Genomic DNA, 18,908 nt, shown 5'->3' with positions numbered 1-18,908 from the left:
GACAGGGCGCTGCTCCTTGCGGGCGTGGCCGGCGCCTGGCACCGATCAGGGAATGAAGAGATTTGAACCACAGAGGCACAGAGGACACAGAGGAACAACAAAAAAAGCTCTGTGCCTCTGTGCCTCTGTGCCTTGTATGTTCCGCGAGGGTACTCGATCCACGTCGTCGTCGTACCGAGGGGGGGCCCGGGGGGGAGACCGGCAACCTGTGGGTTTGTGGACAAGTTCGCGGGGAGCGGCCAAAAAGCTACGCGCGGTAGACCGTTTGTGTCTTGGTCTGGAGACCGTCACAGAGCATGGGTCGCCGCGCCGTAGGTCCTGGATGAGCCCGTACGGCTGCCTGAGGGAAAGCTCGCATATTTCGCAAGGATGGGCGACCGGGGCCGGGTTGTAACAGAGGGGAGAGAGGAAGGGACGGACGTGGGCGGGTTCGTAGGGATCGATGTCTCCAAGGAGCATCTGGACTGGGCCGTGCACGGAGAGGCCGCGGACGCGCGCCTCGCGCATGACGAGGACGGCCTGCAAGAGCTGGTTCGCCGTCTGAACGAGCTGCGGCCAGCGCTGGTGGTGCTGGAGGCGACGGGGGGCCTGGAGATGGCCGTGTTGGCCGCGCTCAGCGTTGCCGGCCTGCCCGTGGCCGTGGTTAACCCGCTCCAGATCCGCAACTTTGCGCGCGCCACCGGCCGGCAGGCCAAGACGGATCGGCTCGACGCCCGATGCATCGCGCACTTCGCAGCCGCCGTGCAGCCGCCGCTGACGCCCATGCCCGAGGCAACGACCATCGAGCTGGAGCTGATGCTGGCGCGCCGGCGCCAGCTGACCGGCATGCTCGTGGCGGAGAAGAACCGCCTCTCTGGCCTCATCGGTCCGCGTAAGGTGGCGCGTGTCGTCGCCAGCATCGAGCGCGTGATCAAGACGATCGAGAAGGAGCTGGAGAAGCTCGACGACGAGCTGAAGACCAAGATCGAACAGAGCCCGGTATGGCGGGCGAAGGACGAGCTGCTCCGCTCGGTGCCCGGTGTCGGGCCTGGTACCTCGCGCACGCTGCTGCTCGACCTGCCTGAGCTGGGAACGCTCAGCCGCCAGCAGATCGCGGCGCTCGTTGGCGTCGCGCCGTTCAACCGCGACAGCGGCAAGGCCAAGGGACGGCGAGCGATTTGGGGTGGCCGCGCTTCGGTGCGCTCGATGCTCTACATGGCCAGCGTCACCGCCGTGCGATGCAACCCCGTCATTCGTGCCTTCTACGACCGGCTGCGAGCCGCGGGGAAGCCCTACAAGGTCGCCATGACGGCTTGCATGCACAAGCTGCTCACCATCCTCAACGCGATGGCGAAGGCAGCACGGCCTTGGCAGGCCGCTGCTTGACAAAGAACACGGCTGCTCTGTGGTTCATTTTCTCGGGGTTTCAACCCGTTCGGTGTCCTAGGCGCGCTCGACTCTCGTCGCGATGATCAGCCCTGACGACCAGCAAAGCTTGGTCACCACGAGGTGCTCACGCCGCTCGAGGGTGGCGATCAGCTCCGCCACCTTGGGCGCATGTCCATCCGGCCAGTTGGGCTGAGGGAGCAGATCGTCGATGATGTAGAGGCCGCCGGGCTTGAGCAGGCCCAGCGCCTCGTCGAGGGCGTAGAACTTGCCAGGCCATGTATCGGCGAAGATGAAGTCGAACCGCTGCTCCCGGAGCGAGCGCAGGAAGGCCTCGCCATCCATGTTCTCGAGCGTCAGGCGGTGGTCGCCGCCGAGGTGCTGCCGCGCCACGGCCTGGACCTTCTCGTCGCTCTCCACGGAGGTGAGCGTGGAGCGAGGATCCATCCCATCGAGGATCCAGCACGTCGAGATCCCTGTGCCGGTGCCGAGCTCGAGAAAGGCGCCGGACCTGGCGGCCGCGAGCGTGCGCAGGAGCGACCCTGTCTGCCTGTCGCTGGCCATGTTGAAGCCGATCTCGGCGCTGGCCCGCTCGATCGCGTCGAGCAGAGCAGGCGGGTTCAGGTGCTCCAGGTCGTTCATGAGAGGCTCCTTCTCCGCTCGAGCGAGCGGGCGCTACCCTACAGCATGGGCTTGCGCGGCGCGGGGCATTTCGGACCAGCCACGGATCACGATCTCGCCAGGGCTGCGGCTCCGCGCGAAGGGGCTCAGGGTGCTGGCTTTCGCGCGAGGATGTAGATGCGCCGGCTCTGATGCTCGAAGTCGTACGGCGCCCGCTCCAGGCACTCCTCGACGGCGAAGCCGGCCGTCTTCAGGTATCCCGTCATCTCGTCTGGTTCGAAGAAGGTGAAGTCCACCGAGACTGCTTGTTCCCACCAGCTGTCGAGGTGGATGACCTCCTGGCCTCCGTGGAACGCGAGCAGGAGCAGTCCACCGTCGCGCAGCGCGCGCTGCATCTCTCCCAGGGCGCGCACGGCGTTCCGTCGTCCGACATGGATGATGGAGTAGAACGCGGCGATCCCTGCCCAGGCCTCGTCGGGCACGTCCAGGGACAGCATATCTCCCTGGCGGAACGGGATACCGGGGCTCAGCCGTCCGGCGTGCGCCACCATCTCGGGCGACAGATCGACGCCGAGCGCCTCGACCCCCCGCGACGCCAGATAGGCGGCGATCTGTCCTGGCCCGCACCCCATATCGCAGACGGGCCCGCGTCCAGCGACCTCTCTGGCGAACCGATCCAGCAGCTCGCGATCGAACGGTTTCCGCTCGAGCTCGTGGAAGAACGTCTCCACGTAAGTCCGGGCCACGCGATCATAGCTCTCCTTGACGCTCATTGCCCCTCGCTCCCACCGTCCTCAACACCCACTCTCCCGTACGCGACCGAGAGAGCCAGCGGTGGAGGGGGGGCGGCGCGGGGGGGCGGCGGGGCAGGCCCCCACAAACCCCGAGCGCCGGCCCGCACCGCAGCGAGTCGCCCCCAGATCTCTCCCCCCCGGTTCCCGGGGCAATAGCCACCAAAAGGCGCGAGTTTGTGGGACCGCCCCGCCGCCCCCCCGCGCCGCACCCCCTCCACCGCTGGCTCCGCTGCCGCCGGCCGGGCCCTACTCCACCGCGACCTCGTCGAACCTCTCCGCGACCGCGTGTCGCCCCCCCGCGTCCCGCGCCGTCCCCGGCCTGAGGATCTGCACCGTGCGCATCCCGGCCTTGACCGCCGCGTCCAGCTCGGCCGCCACATCGGACAGGAACAGCACCTCTCCTGGCCGCACCCCGAGCGCCTCCGCGATCCGCTCGTAGGCTACCGCCTCCCGCTTCGGCCCGGTCGTCGTGTCGAAGAACCTCGTGAACAGCCCGGTCAGATCCCCCGCCGTCGAGTGCCGGAACAGGAGCACCTGCGCCTCGACCGATCCGGAGCTGAACACCGCCAGCGTCACCCCCAGATCCCGCCACCTCCGCAGGGCCGGCTCCACATCCGGATAGACGTGGCTCCGGAGCCCCCCCGACTCGTACGCGCCGCGCCAGATCTTCCCCTGCAGCGCCTTGAGCGACGTCTCCTTGCGATCCTCGTCGATCCACGAAAGCAGCGCCGCCGCGAGCTCTCCGTCGCTCACGGCCCCCTCGGAGACGCCCCGCTCGCGCGCTACCGCCGCCCGCGCCGCCTCGACCTCGGGGCTGCCGGCGTGCGCGGACACGTGCGCGGCCAGATCCCTGCGCGCCACGGAGAACAGCGTCTCGTGGACGAACCTCACGTCCGTCGTGGTCCCCTCGATGTCGACCAGCACCGCGCGCGCCGGGATCGCGGCCACGCTCACGCCTCCAGGCGCGGGAAGCGCGACGCGATGTCCGACCCGGTGTGCTCGGCGACCCACCCCTTCGGGTCGGAGAACCAGCGGATGCACGTGAACGAGGGCGCCGGCCCCATGTCGAACCAGTGCCGCGTTCCAGCCGGAACGCTGATGAGGTCGCCCTTCTCGACAAGGAACGAGAGCACGCGCTCGCCCTGGTGGATGCAGAACAGCCCCCGCCCCTCGACGAAGAAGCGCGCCTCGTCCTCGGTGTGGATGTGCTCGTCGAGGAACTTCCGCCGGATCTCCCCGTGGTTCGGGGTGTTCGGCCCGACCGAGATCACGTCCGCCGTGACGAACCCGCACGCCTCGGAGAGCCGCTTCACCGGGCCAGCGTACGCCTCGAGCACCTGCTCCGGCGACGTCCCCGAGGGCAGCGGGCGCTCGGCGGACCAGCGCTCGAAGCGGATCTGCGACGCGGCGGCGACGCGCGCGATGTCCTCGAACGTCGTGTACTCCTCGGCCTTCGTCGGATCGCTCTCCCGGTAAACCCGCAGCAAGCTCATGAAATGCTCCCTTCCAGCAGCGCGCAGTCGAGCATGAACTCGAGCGCCTCGATATGGCGGCTCGTGTCGACGATGTCCGCTCCCCACGTGTAAAGCCCGTGGCCGGCGATGAGGTAGCCGTGCACCGGCGGGTGCGCCGACATGAACGCCTCGACGTCCTCGGCCAGCTTCCCGATGTCCTGCGTGTTGACGAACACGGGGAGGAGCACCGTGTCGTCGTGCGTCGTCACCCCGGAGAGCGCCTTGGCCACCTCGTAGCCCGCGAGGGTCACGTACCCCTCGTGCGCGCACCGGCGCGAGAGCACCGTCGCGGCGCGCGAGTGGGTGTGCGCGACCGCGCCGACGCCGGGGGAGCGCCGGTAGAGCTGGCAGTGGAGCGCCGTCTCGGCCGACGGGCGGCCCGCGGACGGCCCCGTCAGGCGACCGTCCGTGTTGACGACGACGATGTCCGACAGGACGAGCGACCCCTTGGGCCGCCCGGACGCCGTGATCGCGAGCGTCTCGTCGCCGAGCCGGGCGGAGAAATTGCCGCTCGTCGCCGGCGTCCAGCCGCGCTCGTGGCACCAACGGGCCAGCGCAATGAGCTCGGTAGCGACCGAAGAGAACGATGAAAACGACGTCCCGCGCGCGCTCACCGCGCGACGATACCAAAGGGACCCCGGCCGATCAACGCGCCCGCCCCCGGATCGAGCCGGCGAGCCCGGGGATCGCCCGCGGACGCGCCGCCGTCCGCGCTGCTCACGGCGCCGGCAGGCGCTCGGCCTCGCGCCGGCCCGCGCGGTCCCGCGCGCCGCGGAGCAGGCCGGCCCAGAAGCCGAGGCCGTGCGCGGCGTGCAGCGTGGGGAAGATGCCGCAGAGCAAAGGGAAATCGCGCGGCGAGCCGCGCCGCGCGAGCCGGAGCGACTCCGCCATGACGAGCGCGGCATAGGCGAGCGAGGCGAGCGCGAGCGCGGGGCGCACGGACGGGAGGAGCGCGGAGGCGAGCGCGAGCAGCGCGAAGGCCGTCACCATGCAGAACGGCAGCATCGGCCGGAGCGACAGGAGCCGCCGGCGGCAGCGCAGCGTGCGCGCGCGCCCCGTGCCGTAGGCGAGGTACTGCCGCGCGAGCGCCGCGAAGGACGACCGCGGGTAGTAGTAAGCGACGATCTCCCGCGACAGGTAGACCGCGCCGCCGGCCTCGATGATGCGCTGGTTCAGCTCGGCGTCCTCGTTGGTGATCGCGGCCGGGTCGTAGAGGCCGGCGATCTCGAACGCCTCGCGCCGGAAGGCCCCGTTGAACACGGACTCGACGAACCCCTCGCGCGACGGGTCCCTGTAGGCGGAGCCGCCCACGCCGAGGGGGCTCGAGAGCGCCGCGCAGAGCGCCCGCTGGAAGCCGTTCCGGTGGCGCGGCCGCGCGGCGCCGCCCGCGTTGAGCGCGCCGGTCCTGCGGAGCGCCGCGACCGACGCGGCGACGTAGTCGTCGGCGTACTCGGCGTGCGCGTCCATCCGGACGATCACCTCGCCTCGCGCTCGGCGAATGCCGATGTTCATCGCCGCGGCCTGGATCCGGGCGGGGTTGTGGAGGAGCGTCACCCGCGGCTCGTCCGCCGCGATGCGCGCGACGATCTCCCGTGTCCTGTCGAGCGAGCCGCCGTCGACCACGAAGATCTCGAGGAGATCCGTCGGATAACGCTGCCGGAGGGCGCAGCGGAGGACGTCCTCGATGTAGCGCTCCTCGTTGTAACAGGGAATGACGATGCTGCACCGCGGCCGCTCGGCGAGCGGCCGCAGGGTGAGGCGCCCGCCGCGGGGCGCGCTCGCTGCTGGATTCATGATCTCCCTCCGGCCCTCCGCGGGCCGGATAGACCCGCCGCCTGGCCTCGCGGGAGGCCGATACAAGCGCGGTGCCAGGACGTATGGCGGGGTCGACCGGAGCAAACTGCACTGCGCGGGAGAGCCGGGATCGCGGGTGAGCAGGCGGCTGGGCTCGGGCTGCACACACCGGCGCCAGACCTTGCTCGTGATGCCGCGCTCCCGGAGAAACGCCTCGAGCTTCGCCAGAACGTCCCGATGCCCTCCACCGCCGCGAGGAAGCTGTCGAGCTCGGCGGGCTTGGTCACGAAGCAGCTCGCCGCGAGCGGTCAACGGAGCGTGCTAGAAGCGAGCGTCATGCGTCGCTTCGTCGTGGTTGGGCAGCGGGCCACGGCCTCGCCCGATTTTTTGCTCGTCGACCTGCCGGGGACGAGCGGTCGGCTCGACGTGCTCCTCCGCTGCGTGCGCGCGGCGCTCCTCGTGTCCCATGGGGTGCGCCGCGATACCGTCGTTTACCTCGTCCTGCTCGGGGGGCCGCGCGCACCGAGGACGCTTCGTGTGGAGGGGGAGGCCGTCCGCTTCCTGCGTCCGGATGAGCGGCACCTCGCGAAGACGGTGCAGAAGGCGCTCGCGACCCCGTCCGACAGGGAAGGATTCGTGCCCATCCGCGCGGGTATCGCGCTCGCCGACGGCGGGCTCGAGGCGGTGCTCGCCGATCTCGGGCCGATGACGCCCTACGTGCTCGAGGAGGGGGCCACCGATGTCCGCGAGGTGCCGTTCGACGCGCCGGCCCCGGTGTTCTTCCTCGGCGATCACCTGGGCTTCGACGACGTGACGCGCGCGCGCCTCGCCTCCGTGTCGGCCACGGCGGTCGGCGTCGGACCGGTCAGCGTCCACGCGGATGATGCCGTGGTGATCGTGTGCAACGAGCTCGATCGCCGTGACGCGCGGGAGGCGCAAGTGACGTGAATGTCGCAGGTGGCGCAAGAACGCAACTCATCAATCCATGGTGGATGAGGTCGAGTTCATTGGTTGGGAGGCAGTTGGCAGAGGGTGCGCACATTTCGGGCGCAGTTCGAGCTTGCGCTCCGATTTCCAATGAAATGGTGGAGCGGCGGCGGCGTTCCTTCGCGACCCGCTCGAAACTCTGGTCGAGGCCACCCGGGAGTGCGGAGACGTCGTTCGCTTCGAGAGTCCCGGGGAAGGCGCCGGATCGCAACGGTTCGCCACCGCGAAGTCGTCCTCGAGCGACGCGGACCTACCGCCCCCGGCGCACCACCCGCGCGATCTTGCGCGACAGCACGTCCGGCGCGACCGGATAGCGCGCGACATCCGCGGCCCCGGCCGCGACGAGGGCGTTCATCCGGTCCGACGAGAGCCCGGCCGCGCAGACGACGGCGCGCACGCTCGGCGCCGCGCGGCCGAGCGCCTCGAGCAGCGCGCACGCAGCGTCCACGTCGGCGCCGGCGTCGATCAAGGCCACGCCGAGCCCCGACTCGGCCAGCGCCGTGGCGTCAGGCACCTCGGTGAGGTGGATCCCCTGCGCGTCGAGCCCGATCTCGCACGCCTCGCTGAGCCCCTGCCCCGCCGGCGCGAGCCGGAGCAGCGCGACGGCGTGCTCCGGCGCTGAATCGAGCCGCGCCGCTGTCTCGCTCTCCGGCCACGCCGGCGCCCGCTCGCCCCGCTCCCCGGGCGACGCTTCCCCCTTGCGCGCCGGCAGCCGCCGCGCCTCGGCCTCCTGCGACATCGCCTCCGCGAGCCGCGCCCGCGCCGCCGCGGCGCTCTCCGGCCGCCGCTCCGGCAGCTTGGCCAGCAGATCCAGCCGGAGCCGCTCCAGGAGCGGCGGGACCGGCGGCGCCCCGGGCGGCCGGACCAGCGGCGGCGGGATCGAGAACATGTGCATCGCCATGAGCTCGATCGCCGGGAGCCCGGTGAACGGCGGCCGCCCTTGCAACATCGCCGTGAGAATGCACCCGCACGCGTAGAGGTCGGAGCTCGGGCCCACGGCGAGCGAGCGGCACTGCTCCGGGCTCATGTACTCCGGGGTGCCCGCGACCATGTCCTTCGACGTGAGCGTCGGCCCGGCGTCGAGCGGGTCGTCGAGGTGCGCCAGGCCGAAATCGACGACCTTGGCGATGCGCTCCCCGTCCTGCTCCGCGAGCAGCACGTTCTCCGGCTTGAGGTCGCGGTGCACGATGCCGCTCGCGTGCGCGGCGCCCACGCCGTCGAGGATGTCCGCGAAGATGGACGCCACCTCCGCGAGGCCGAGGAGCTCGCGCGAGGCCCGGAGCCGCGCGGCGAGCGACTGCCCCTTGAGCAGCTCCATCACGAGGTAGATCAGCCCGTCGCCGCCGTCCTCGTCGCCCCCGAGGTCGAGCACCTTGACCACGTTCCGGTGCACGAGCCGCGACGCTGCGCGCGCCTCGCGGAGGAACCGCCGCCGGCTCTCGGGGAGCGCCGCGATGTGCTGGTGCATGGTCTTCACCGCGACCGGAACGCCGAGGAGCACGTGCTCCGCCTCGTAGACCTCGCCCATGCCCCCGGCGCCGAGCAGCCGCACGAGGTTGTACTTGCCGCCGAGAACGCGCCCGACGCCGCCCCGCTGCGATGAGCCCGCGCCGGGCTCCTCCGAGGGGAGCGTCTCCGCCGCGGCCGGCGGCCGACCGGAAGCCGGCCGGTCCGGCCCGACACGGCCGGCGGCCCCCGGCGCGCGCGGAGCCTTCACCACGGTGCGGTCGGCCAGCACGGTGCGCTCGGCCTCCCCGCCCCCGTCCGGCGGCCGGCGCGCCCCGTCGTCCGTGCTCACGGCGACGCCTCGCGGAAGCCCACGGCGATCTGCGCCGTCAGCGGGCCCTCGCCCGCCTCGCGCCACGGGCTCGCCCGCACCGACAGCGCCCCGAACAGCGCGCCGCCCGCCTCCGCGCCCGCCGACAGCCCGCCGAGCACGTCGTTCGCGCCGGCGTCCCGGTGGACGAGGTGCAGATCCAGCGCGCTGTGCAGCCGGAGCCACGGCGTCGCGTCGGCCGTCACGCCCGCCACCAGGAAGCCCTGCGCGGGCGGCGCGGCCAGCTCACCGCCGCCCGCCGCGCTGCCGTCGCCGCCCGCCGCGCTGCCGTCGCCGCGCGCTGCGTCGCCTGCCGCGGCTGCGCGGATGCGCGCGCCGGCGTCGACCACCCAGGTGAGCGGGCCCGAGGCGCCGCCGAGCGCGACCCCGGGCTCGACGCGGACCGGCGGGCCCGCGTCGGTCAGGGGCACGCCCAGGCGGAGCGTGGGGGCGAGCTCGAACGCCGATCGGCCGAGGCGCAGGACGCGCACGCGCGCGCCGAGCCAGCCGGCGCTGCCCGCCGCCTCGCCGTCGCCGGCCGGGTTCGAGCGGAGCGCGACGTCGAGCCCCACCGGTCCGACCGCGCCGCTCGCGCGCACCTGCCCCGCGGCGACCCAGCCGCCCCCCGAGCGCGCCGCGGCAGCGCCCACGGCGACCACCGCGGGCGGCGTCGGCGCGAGCCAGAGCACGTCGGAGACCCCGGACACCGGCAGCAGCGGGAGGTACGCGCCCAGCACGGGCGCGGCCGGCGGCGCCGGCAGGGGCGCCGCCGGCGCCGGCCCCGCGGCCGGCAGCTCGACCTCGCGCGTGCCGAGCACGCCGCCGCGGCCGTCGACGACGTCGAGCCGGACGCGCAGCGGCTCCCCGGGGCGCGCCGCCTCGCCGGGCAGCGGGATCCGCGCGGTCAGCGGGCCGCCGCGATCGCCCCCGGTGAGCGCGGCGGAGCGCACCCCGCCCGGCAGGTGGGCGATGAGCCGCGGCTCCACCCGCTGCGCGACGTCGATCCCCTCGAGCCCCTCGAGCGCGACGCGCGCCTCGAGCGCCCGGCCGTCCGCCGCCCGCGAGGCCTCGACCGCCGCGCTCACCTTCGTGTACCGGACCGGGAGCGACGTCACCGCGCCCCGCGCGAGCTCCGCCTCGACGCTGCCGCGCTCGCGCAGCCGGAGCTCGCGCGGGGCACGCTGGAGCAGGTCGATGCGCTCGGGGACGGGGCCGAACGGCCCGCCGTCGATGGCCAGCTCGAGCGCCGGCGACGGCGTGAGCTCGACGATCCCGTACGGGCTCGCGGTGATCTCCTGCGCCGACGGGGCGACGCCCCCGGCGGCCTGCGCGGCGACGAGGTGGAGCCGGCGCACCGCGCCCACCCCGAGGTATTCCTCCCGGTCGATCACCCGGACCCGGAGGAAGTAGGTGCCGGCCGGCATCTTCTCCGCGCGGAAGGACACGACGTCCGGCTTCACCTCCTCGCGGACGACGAGGTCGTTGAGCTCCGGATCGCGCGCCACCTCGACGCGGTAGCCGGCCGCCTGCGGCGCCGGCTTCCACGACGCCGACAGGACGCCGAGCCCCGCCGGGGCGAGCGCGATCGCCGGCACGCCCGCGGACGTCCACTCCGGCGCCGACGGCAGCGGGCGCGGGCGCGCGGGCGGCGACCTGCCCACGAACCGGGTGCCATGGTCCTTCGGGACCACGACGGAGAGGCCGCCCGAGCTGACCCCCGCCTTGCCGTCGAACACAGCGACCGTCGTCCGCTCCCCGCGCCGCTGCACCACCGTGTCGCGCGACGACGCGCTCACCCGGCCGCCCTCGCCCGTGACGACGTCGACCGACTGGCCGCGCAGCGCGGCGAGCGCCGCCTTCACCTCGCCGTCCGAGAGCTCGACGGCCGCTGGCGGCGTCTTCGACACCCGGGTTCGGCTCGCGGTACCGTAGATGACGACGAGCGTATTGGGCGCGAGGAGCACCCGAGTCCGATCCACAAACTCGATATCTGCCCGCCCGGCGTCCAGCGTGTTGACGCTCGAGTTCGTGAGGAGGGGCATCCCCGGAGTCGCCGGCGACCAGGCGCCGCCGGCCGGGCGCGCGCGCACGTCCGGGCGCAGCGACCGGATCTTCGCGTCCGGGATCGACGTCACCTCGGCCGGGAGGACGAGCGTGAGCCCCTCGGCCAGCGTCGTGCCCGGGCCGCACGCGACGCGGTTGTACCGCTGGATCAGCCCGACATGGCTGGACGAGCCGTAGAGGACATTTGCGATGTCATCGCAGGTCTCTCCGCGCTGCACGCCCCACTGGATGACCGCCTCTGGATATCCGGGCGTCGGCTCTCTGGCGCTCGCCGCGCCGGTGTAACCAACGTGGCTGGCGCAGCCGAGGAGCACCGCGATAGCGACGGACAGGCCATTTGACGATGCCACGCCCGCGGCACGCTACCGGATCGAGATCGGCGTTGCAAGAGACCAGGCAATGGGATACGAGCAGACCGATGGCGTATTGGTCGGCGCGCGTCCTCGCGCCCCTCCTGGCCTCCCCGCTGCTCGCCGCGGCTTTTTCCATGCCGGCCGCGGCGCAGGAGGCCACCGCGCTCGACAGGCTCGCTCCCGCGCCCGCGGGCGACGGGTTGTCCACTGTGCCTTCTGCCGTCGTGTCGGGCGATCTCCGGCCGGCGGTCGGACTTCTGTTCTCCTATTCTCATCAACCGCTCAGCATCCGCGGGACGGATCCCCCCGGCGCGGTAACGTGGGTGGACAGGCAGGCGATCCTCCACGCGCTCGCGAGCATCGAGCTCATGCGCCGGGTCAAGCTCGACCTCGACGCGCCGCTCGTGCTGGACCAGGGCGGCGCGTCCGGCGCTGTCGGGGGCATCAGCGTCACGGCGCCCGCCGGCGGCGTCTCGCTCGGGGATCTCCAGGTGGGCGGGAGGGTGGCGCTGCTGCCGCAGCAGGGGCTCCGGCCGGCGGCGGCGCTCGGGCTCTCGGTCTGGCTGCCGACCGGCGACGAGGCGGCGTTCTCCGGCGCGGGCGCCGTGCGCTACGCGCCGCGCGTGCTCGTCGGGGCGGAGCACCCGGGCTTCCTGTGGGCGGCGTCGGCGGGGGGCCGGTTCCAGCAGGACTCGGGGGACAGCCTGACCGGCAGCGAGGTCTTCGTCGCCGCGGGGGTCGGCGTCCGCAAGGGCCCGCTGCAGCTCGGGTCGGAGCTCTCCGTCTGGGCGGCCGCCGGCGCGCCGGCGGTCGAGGTCCCGGGCCGCGCCGGCGTGCCGCTCCAGGTCCCGGGCCGCGCCGGCGCGGAGCTCTTGCTCACCGCGCGCTGGTCGCTCGGCCCGCTCACGGTCGACGCGGGCGCCGGCCCCGGCTTCGGGCGGCTGCCCGGCACGCCCAAGGCGCGCTTCTTCGCGGCGCTCGGCCTCGCCGCGGACGTCCTGCCGGCGCCGCCCGCCGCCGCGGCCGCGGCCACGGCGCCCGCGGCCGCGGCGGGCGCCGATCACGGCGGCGCCGCGCGGTCGCCCGCGCCGGTCGCCGATCTCGATGGGGACTCGGTCCCCGACGCGGAGGACGCGTGTCCCCGGGTCATCGGCGAGGCGCGCCCGCCGGCCGTGGCGGCCGGCGCGCGGCCGGCGTTCCGGCGCGGCTGCCCGCCGGACCGGGACGACGACGGGATCTACGACGTCGACGATCGCTGCCCGGACGTGCCGGGCGTGAGCACCGCGGCCGCCGACGAGCCCCCCGCGAGCGCGGCGTCGCGGCCGCCGTCGGGCGGCTCCGCGAGCGCGGCGCCGCGCCCCACCTCGCGGCACGGCTGCCCCGCGGACACCGACGGCGACGGCATCCCGAACGTGGAGGACGCCTGCCCTTACGAGCGCGGCAAGCCGAGCGAGGACCGCGCGACGCACGGCTGCCCGTTCGCGGTGCGCATCGAGGGCTCGCAGATCGTCATCCTGCAGCAGGTGCAGTTCCCGACGGGCCGGGCCGAGATCGAGCCGGAGAGCTTCGAGCTGCTCTCCGAGGTCGCGGCGGTCCTCGAGGAGCACCCCGAGATCGCGCGGGTCGCCGTCGACGGCCACACGGACAACCAGGGCTCGGATCAGGGGAACCTGCGCCTCTCGCAGCGCCGGGCGCTCGCCGTCGTCGCGTGGCTGACCGCGCACGGCATCGACGCCCGCCGCCTCGAGGCGCGCGGCTTCGGCGCGCGCCGCCCCATCGCCGACAACCGCACCCGCGACGGCCGGGCGACGAACCGCCGCGTGGAGTTCCAGATCCGCAAACGGACGGACGAGGGCGCAGCCGGCTGGAAGGACGGCCCGCTTGAGTGACGCGCCCGGCGCGCCCTCGCCGTCGTCCCACCGCCGCCGCCCGCGCGCGCCGCGCGGCGGTGACGCCCGTCACCGCGGCGGGTGCCGCGCGGAGGTCCCGGCGTGAGGGCGCTCTCGCTCAAGACGAAGGCGATCGCGCTCTTCACGGCGATCGCCGTCGCCCCCGTGGCCGTCGCCGTGACGCTCCTCACCGACGTGAACCGCCGCGCCGTGCGGACGTCCGAGGAGAGCCTGCAGGCGGCGATCCTCTCCGAGGTGGCCTCGGTCTCGATCCAGCTCGTGCGGGACGTCGAGAGCGACGCCGTCGCGGCCGCGGCGATCTTCGGCCACGCGGCGGCCGGGGCGATCCGGGACGAGGATGCGGTCGCGTCGGTGCGCGCCCTCGTCGCGACGCGCGCGCTGATCGACGCCGTGCGGCTGGAGGTGCCCGAGGCGGGGATCAGCACGGTGGTCCGCAAGGCGTCGTCCGGCGCGGACGTGCCCGCGGCGCCGCCGGCGCTGCGCAGGCTGGCCGACGAGCACGGCGTGGGCTTCGGCGTGGTCGGGCCGGGCCAGGGCCTGCTCGTGGCCCGGGTGCGGTCGCCGGCCGACGCCGCCGACGCCGCCGGCGCGGCCGCGCCTCTGGGTCCGGCCGGCTACGTCGTCGCGCAGGTGGGGCTCGACGCGCTCGAGCGCGACCTCGCGGCGATCGCCGAGCGCCGCTTCGGCGGCCGCGAGGTGCGGCTGCTCATCGCGGGCCACGAGCGCCGCGCGATCGCGGCGTTCGGGGTCCCGGGCGCCGCGCCGGGCAGCGACGTCTCGGGCTTGCCGCTGTGGGGCAAGCTCCCCCCGGGCGCGGTGTGGACCGACAAGATCAGCGTGATCGGCCCGCACGACGAGGGCGGCCAGCGGATGATCGGCGCCGTCGAGACGCTGCCCGACCTCGGCTGGGCGGTCGCGATCTGGCGCCCGGAGCCGGTGGCCTTCGCGGCGCTCGACGAGATGCGGCGCCGCGGCCTCGCCGTCGCCGCGGGCGCGCTGGTCCTCGCGTTCGCCCTCGCGGTCTTCACCGCCCGGCACGTCACGCGTCCTGTCCTGCACCTCGTCGCGCAGGCGCGGCTCATCGGCGCCCGCCGCTGGCGCGAGATCGCGCTCGGCGACGCGCAGGGCGGCCGGCGCGACGAGATCGGCGAGCTCACGACCTCGCTCCGCCGCATGGCCGAGGACCTCGAGCAGGGCGAGGTCGACATCGCGCGCGAGGCGAAGCTCCGCGGGGATCTCGGCCGGTTCATGGACAAGGCCGTCGTCGACGCGATCGTCCGGGGCGAGCACCCGCTCGCCCTCGGCGGCAAGCGGGCGGCCGTGTCGGTGCTCTTCGCCGATGTCGTCGGCTTCACGCCGCTCGCCGAGTCGCGCGACGCCGAGCGGATGGTCGCCCTGCTGAACGAGCTCTTCTCGATGCTCACCGAGATCGTGTTCCGGCACGGGGGCACGGTCGACAAGTTCATCGGCGACTGCGTCATGGCGGTGTGGGGCGCCCCGCTCCCGCAGGAGGACCACGCGCGCCGCGCGCTCGCGGCCGCGGAGGACATGATGCGCTTCCTCGAGACGGCGAACGAGGAGTGGCGCGAGAGGTACGATATCGAGATCCGGCTCGGCGTCGGCGTGAACTCCGGAGAGGCGATCGTCGGCAACATCGGCTCCGACAAGCGGATGGAGTACACGGTGATCGGCGACGTGGTGAACGTGGCCTCGCGGCTCGAGGCGATCGCGGCGCCGAACCAGGTGCTTGTCTCCGAGGCGACGAGGGGCCTCGCCGGCGGCGCCTTCCCGCTGCGCGCGCTCGGCGAGCGCAACCTCACGGGGCGCAAGACCACCACGGTCGTCTACGAGCTCGATCCGGGCTGAGGGGGGCCGAGCGCGCCCGCGGGGCTCCCGCGAGCCCTCACGCTCCGCCCCAGCGGCCGACGACTGGCTCGCTCGCGCAGAGCGACAGGCACGATCCCACGGAGGAGAGCTCCTGGCAGAACCCCTCCGCGGTATCCCTCGCCAGCGACGAGAGATCGACGTCCTCCAGCTGCATCGCGAGCTGCCCCGCGCTGATCCGCGACACGTCGAGCAGGTCGTCGACCAGCTTGGTGAGCCGCTCCAGCTGCTGATTGGAGATCTCGAGGAGCTTGTAGAAGCTCTGCGTCCTGGGGTGCACCGCGAGCGCCGGATCGGAGAGGTGCCGCCGGAGCAGCTGCATGTGCAGGCGGAGCGGCGTGAGCGGCGTCTTCAGCTCATGAGAAGCGATGGAGAGGAACTCGTCCCGGACCCGGAGCGCCTCCTGCGCCTCGCCGAGCAGGCGCTCGCACTCCTTCTGCGCCTCGACCCGCTCGGTGATGTCCGTGCAGATCCCGCACACGCCGTACAGCACCCCCGACGCGTCGCAGAGCGGGACCTTGAGGGAAATGTACGTGTGCACGCCGTCCGGCTGCGGCAGCGTCATCTCCATCTGCACCGGGGCGCGGGCCGCCATCGCCTTGAGATCGCTCGCCCGGAACTTTTCGACGATCTCCGCGGGGAGCACCTGGTCGCCCGTCGTGCCGATCAGCTCCGCCAACGGGATGCCCCACACCTCCGCGAACCGGCGGTTGAGCGTGAGGATGCGGCGCTCGGTATCCTTGGCGTAGACGATCGCCGTCGTGTTCTCGACGATGGCACGGAGCAGCTCCTCGCTCCGGCGCCGCGGCTCGTCGGCTGCCCGCTTCTCGGTGATATCGGCGAGGATGCTCCGGTGATGGCAGATCCGCCCCGCAGCGTCCCGCTCGATCGCGGTCCGGTCATCGACCCATCGGACGCGTCCGTCCCCGCAGACCACACGATACTCCTGCTCGAACCGGTCGCGACCGACCGCCGCGCAGGCGGCGATCTCGCCTATGACGCGCTCCCGGTCATCCGGGTGAACCAACGACGAGAACGTCACCGCGCCCGAAAGGAGGTCACATGGCCGGCGGCCAAACACGGCCGACAGATGGTGCGCACCAAGGCCTCGAGCAGCCGCGAGAGGACGATCTCTCTGGAGATGGCCTGGGACGCCTGGAGCACGGCCATGAGGTCGAGCTGCTCCGCCCGCGCCCCGACGGCAGCCGCCGACCGGCCGGGCCCGGGCTCGAGCAGGTGCCGGGAGCGCTGGTCGGACCGGGCCACCTCGTCGTCAGATGCCGTGCGCATGGATCTCCTCCGCCGCCGCCGTCATGCCGCTCGCACGGAGCGTCTCCGTGCGAGCGGCACGGAGCGTCTCCGTGCACGGAGCGTCTCCGTGATGGTGTAGCTCTCTGTCATGGATTCTGAAGGCCGAGCTGTTCAGTCCGGCGTCTCGGTCCGGGCGGCATCCTGCAGGCTGTGTCCAGCCTGCCTGGTCGCTCGGACGTCGCGCGGCGTTCATCCACAGTAGTGATGGACGACGTCGAGGAGCGCGTCCAGGCTGATTGGCTTGCTCAGCACGCTCCGGGCAGGCAGCTCTCCCGCCCTGTCGGGAAAGGCCGTCAAGACCAGGATCGGGATCGTCGAGAACCGACGATCCTGCATCACGGCGGCGATGAACTCCCATCCGTTCATGATCGGCATCATCAGGTCGACCAGGATGACGCCCGGCCGCAGCGTCCCTTCGAGCGCTTCCAGCGCCGCCCTGCCGTGCTCCGCCGTATGGACCTCGTAGCCCTCGAGCTCCAGCGTCATCCGGAGGGTCTCCCGGATTCCCTCCTCATCGTCGATGATGAGTACGGTCTTGATATGCATGAGCTTCCCTTCCGTGTGGCGCAGTCCGGCGCGGTATGCCGGCGCCGCCCGCTCCTGGTCGATTCAAGCCCTCCAGCTGAGGCCGAGCGACCGGCTGTCCGGTCCTCGCTGACTCGATGTCCTTGCTATTACCCCACGTACACGCCCGCTGCTGTCGGGCCCCCCAGGATTCAGGCGCTCCGCCCTGAGCTTGCTCAGGGTGGTCGCCAGCGCCTCCTCCCCTCGGGAGACCTTTGTCGGATCGGGCGGGGGGGTGGACCTGGGCGGCGCAGTGGTGATGGGCGAGCAGCGCCGCGTCGCTGGAGAGGGAGCTCAGCGGCGCGGGCGATCAGTCGTGAACCGCGTTGATGATGCCGTCGAAGAACTCGGCGCAGCCGATGTTGTCGAGCATCCGGTCCCAGCCGAGCTCGTCGAACGGCTGCGGCAGGCCGTGGTTGGTCAGGAGGACGCCGATGATCTCGAGATCCGGATCGACCCACATCACCGTGCCGGCGCCGCCCGCCTTGCCGTAAGCGCGCGGCGACAGGCGCATGCCGCCGCTGGAGAAGCGCCTCGTCCAGAGCTCCCAGCCGAGGCCCTTCGGGGTGCAGAGGAGGTTGTTGATGGGCGAGGTGTCGGTCGCGGCCGCCGTCACCTGGGGCGTGTTGTTCTTCTTCATCTGGCGCACCAGATCGGGCCGCAGGATCTCGGCGTGGCCGTACGCGCCGCCGTTCATGATCATCTGGCAGAACACGGCGATGTCCCTCGCCGTGGAGAAGACGCCGTCGCAGCCGGTGATGCCGCCCAGCGCGAAATCCTGCTCGTCCTGCACCTCGCCGCGGACGACGCGGTCCCGGATGCTGGAGTACCCCGTGGCCGCGATGCGCTCGAGGAGCGCCGGGGGCGGGTTGTACATCGTGTCGTTCATGCCGAGAGGGCCCCAGATGCGCCCGTCCGCGACGGTACCGAGATCTTCGCCCGCGGCAGCCTCGATCATGCGACCGAGGAGGCGGTATGTGAGATCGCTGTAGAGCACCGACGTACCCGTCGGGTACTCGAGCGGCGTCTCGGCCATGAGGCGCCAGACGGCCTCGCCGTCCGTCATGTCCAGGAACTGGTTGTCCATGGGCAAACCGGCCGAGTAACGGAGCATGTCATAGACGGTGACGGCTCCCTTTCCGTTGGCGGCGAACTCCGGCAGGTGGCGGGCGACCCGATCGTTCAGCCGGATCACGCCCTCCTGGACGAGCGCGAGCGCCGACGCCGCCGTCGAGAGCACCTTGGTCATCGATTGCAGGTCGAAGATCGTATCGAGCGTCACCGGATCGTCGGCGCCGGCGACCTTGCTGCCGAAGGCCCGGTGACCCACGATGACCCCGTGCCGCGCGACAAGCGCCGTGGCGCCCGGGAACAGCCCGTCGTTCACCCGGCGCTGGATCCGCGCGAAGACGTCCTCCAGCCGTTCGGAGCTCATGCTCACGTCCTCGGGCTGCCCCGCCGTGAGCGTGGTGCAGGTGACGCCTCTCCAGGGGTCCGAGCCGAGCGCGGGCGCCGCGGCCGCCACCGCCGCGAACTGGGTCATCCCTTGCAAGAACTGCCTGCGGTTGAACGCTCGTCGTTGATCGGTCATGGCTCTTCCAACCTTGCTTTCATCAAGAATGAATGATTCCACGGAGCTTGCCCGGCAGAACCGGGGCGAGTTCAACGTGGGCGTCTGGCGCGCAGTTCGGCAACATGTGCGCCAGCGCGGCCTGCTCTCTTTCCCTTCGATCTGCGTCGTCAACAACACCTGATTCCGCTGCCTTTCAGCCGAGCGGCTGGGCGCGTCGCCTCCAGTTGAGTTGGCACGACGGGAATCAACGCGCAATCGATTGCGGGATGACGCAAGCAGATGTCCTCTCGTCTCGACATCCTGGACGACCGTGGAAGACCGTGGACGAATGCACCGGGGCGTTTCGACCTCGCTTCGA

Annotated in this window: 17 protein-coding genes; 5 read left to right on the top strand and 12 right to left on the bottom strand. The window is 72.5% G+C overall.

What is annotated here, in order from left to right; translation table 11 throughout:
* Positions 1-369: 369 nt before the first annotated feature.
* Positions 370-1,365 (top strand): IS110 family transposase, encoded by a 996-nt coding sequence (locus WME89_RS10355; RefSeq protein ID WP_438009054.1) that lies wholly within the window; start codon positions 370-372, stop codon positions 1,363-1,365.
* A 57-nt stretch (positions 1,366-1,422) separates the two neighbouring features.
* Here the strand turns inward: WME89_RS10355 and WME89_RS10350 are convergent, their stop codons facing one another.
* From WME89_RS10350 to WME89_RS10325, 6 genes are all read right to left on the bottom strand, one after another.
* Entirely contained in the window at positions 1,423-2,007 is a 585-nt protein-coding gene (locus tag WME89_RS10350) for an O-methyltransferase (protein WP_438009053.1), read from the bottom strand.
* 125 nt (positions 2,008-2,132) lie between these two features.
* The gene (locus WME89_RS10345) at positions 2,133-2,759 is read right to left on the bottom strand and encodes a class I SAM-dependent methyltransferase (protein ID WP_438009052.1); all 627 of its coding nucleotides are present in this window, start codon (positions 2,757-2,759) and stop codon (positions 2,133-2,135) included.
* Between the two features lie 267 nt (positions 2,760-3,026).
* Positions 3,027-3,728, bottom strand: coding sequence for an acireductone synthase (gene mtnC, locus WME89_RS10340; RefSeq protein ID WP_438009051.1), 702 nt, complete (start codon positions 3,726-3,728; stop codon positions 3,027-3,029).
* A gap of 2 nt (positions 3,729-3,730) precedes the next feature.
* Positions 3,731-4,273, bottom strand: a complete 543-nt coding sequence (locus WME89_RS10335; protein WP_437652361.1) for a 1,2-dihydroxy-3-keto-5-methylthiopentene dioxygenase — start codon at positions 4,271-4,273, stop codon at positions 3,731-3,733.
* Positions 4,270-4,908 carry a methylthioribulose 1-phosphate dehydratase gene (locus WME89_RS10330; protein ID WP_438009050.1) on the bottom strand — a complete coding sequence of 213 codons (639 nt, stop codon included), beginning with the start codon at positions 4,906-4,908 and terminating at the stop codon, positions 4,270-4,272. Before WME89_RS10330 ends, WME89_RS10335 begins: the two co-directional genes overlap by 4 nt.
* Before the next feature lie 103 nt (positions 4,909-5,011).
* Positions 5,012-6,088 (bottom strand): glycosyltransferase family 2 protein, encoded by a 1,077-nt coding sequence (locus WME89_RS10325; protein WP_438009049.1) that lies wholly within the window; start codon positions 6,086-6,088, stop codon positions 5,012-5,014.
* Positions 6,089-6,424: 336 nt separating this feature from the next.
* On the opposite strand from WME89_RS10325, the gene WME89_RS10320 reads away from it, so the two are divergent.
* Entirely contained in the window at positions 6,425-7,036 is a 612-nt protein-coding gene (locus WME89_RS10320; protein ID WP_438009048.1) for a tRNA (pseudouridine(54)-N(1))-methyltransferase TrmY, read from the top strand.
* A gap of 289 nt (positions 7,037-7,325) precedes the next feature.
* On the opposite strand, the gene WME89_RS10315 is transcribed toward WME89_RS10320, so the two are convergent.
* Both WME89_RS10315 and WME89_RS10310 read right to left on the bottom strand, forming a co-directional pair.
* A complete protein-coding gene (locus WME89_RS10315) occupies positions 7,326-8,873 on the bottom strand; it encodes a protein kinase domain-containing protein (protein ID WP_438009047.1) in 1,548 nt (515 codons plus the stop codon).
* Positions 8,870-11,305: a FecR domain-containing protein gene (locus WME89_RS10310; protein ID WP_438009046.1), complete on the bottom strand. Its 2,436-nt coding sequence runs from the start codon at positions 11,303-11,305 to the stop codon at positions 8,870-8,872. The genes WME89_RS10315 and WME89_RS10310 overlap by 4 nt, the downstream gene beginning before the upstream one ends.
* A gap of 68 nt (positions 11,306-11,373) precedes the next feature.
* Here WME89_RS10310 and WME89_RS10305 point away from each other — a divergent pair, with 68 nt between their 5' ends.
* Positions 11,374-13,197, top strand: a complete 1,824-nt coding sequence (locus WME89_RS10305; protein ID WP_438009045.1) for an OmpA family protein — start codon at positions 11,374-11,376, stop codon at positions 13,195-13,197.
* Between the two features lie 102 nt (positions 13,198-13,299).
* A complete protein-coding gene (locus tag WME89_RS10300) occupies positions 13,300-15,084 on the top strand; it encodes an adenylate/guanylate cyclase domain-containing protein (RefSeq protein WP_438009044.1) in 1,785 nt (594 codons plus the stop codon).
* 37 nt (positions 15,085-15,121) lie between these two features.
* Here the strand turns inward: WME89_RS10300 and WME89_RS10295 are convergent, their stop codons facing one another.
* The 4 genes from WME89_RS10295 to WME89_RS10280 all read right to left on the bottom strand — a co-directional run bounded on the left by WME89_RS10295 (position 15,122) and on the right by WME89_RS10280 (position 18,568).
* Complete coding sequence (locus tag WME89_RS10295) at positions 15,122-16,129, bottom strand: PAS domain-containing sensor histidine kinase (protein ID WP_438009043.1); 1,008 nt, start codon at positions 16,127-16,129, stop codon at positions 15,122-15,124.
* An 11-nt stretch (positions 16,130-16,140) separates the two neighbouring features.
* A complete protein-coding gene (locus WME89_RS10290) occupies positions 16,141-16,392 on the bottom strand; it encodes a hypothetical protein (RefSeq protein WP_438009042.1) in 252 nt (83 codons plus the stop codon).
* A gap of 210 nt (positions 16,393-16,602) precedes the next feature.
* A complete protein-coding gene (locus tag WME89_RS10285; RefSeq protein ID WP_438009041.1) occupies positions 16,603-16,959 on the bottom strand; it encodes a response regulator in 357 nt (118 codons plus the stop codon).
* Positions 16,960-17,287: 328 nt separating this feature from the next.
* Entirely contained in the window at positions 17,288-18,568 is a 1,281-nt protein-coding gene (locus WME89_RS10280) for a serine hydrolase domain-containing protein (protein ID WP_438009040.1), read from the bottom strand.
* Between WME89_RS10280 and WME89_RS10275 the strand changes: the two genes are divergently transcribed.
* Positions 18,567-18,731, top strand: a complete 165-nt coding sequence (locus WME89_RS10275) for a hypothetical protein (RefSeq protein WP_438009039.1) — start codon at positions 18,567-18,569, stop codon at positions 18,729-18,731. The genes WME89_RS10280 and WME89_RS10275 overlap by 2 nt on opposite strands.
* The last annotated feature ends 177 nt before the right edge of the window (positions 18,732-18,908 follow it).

This window comes from Sorangium sp. So ce321, from assembly GCF_051530195.1.
Taxonomy (GTDB): Bacteria; Myxococcota_A; Polyangia; order Polyangiales; family Polyangiaceae; genus Sorangium.
This window is presented reverse-complemented; position numbering and strand designations above follow the sequence as displayed.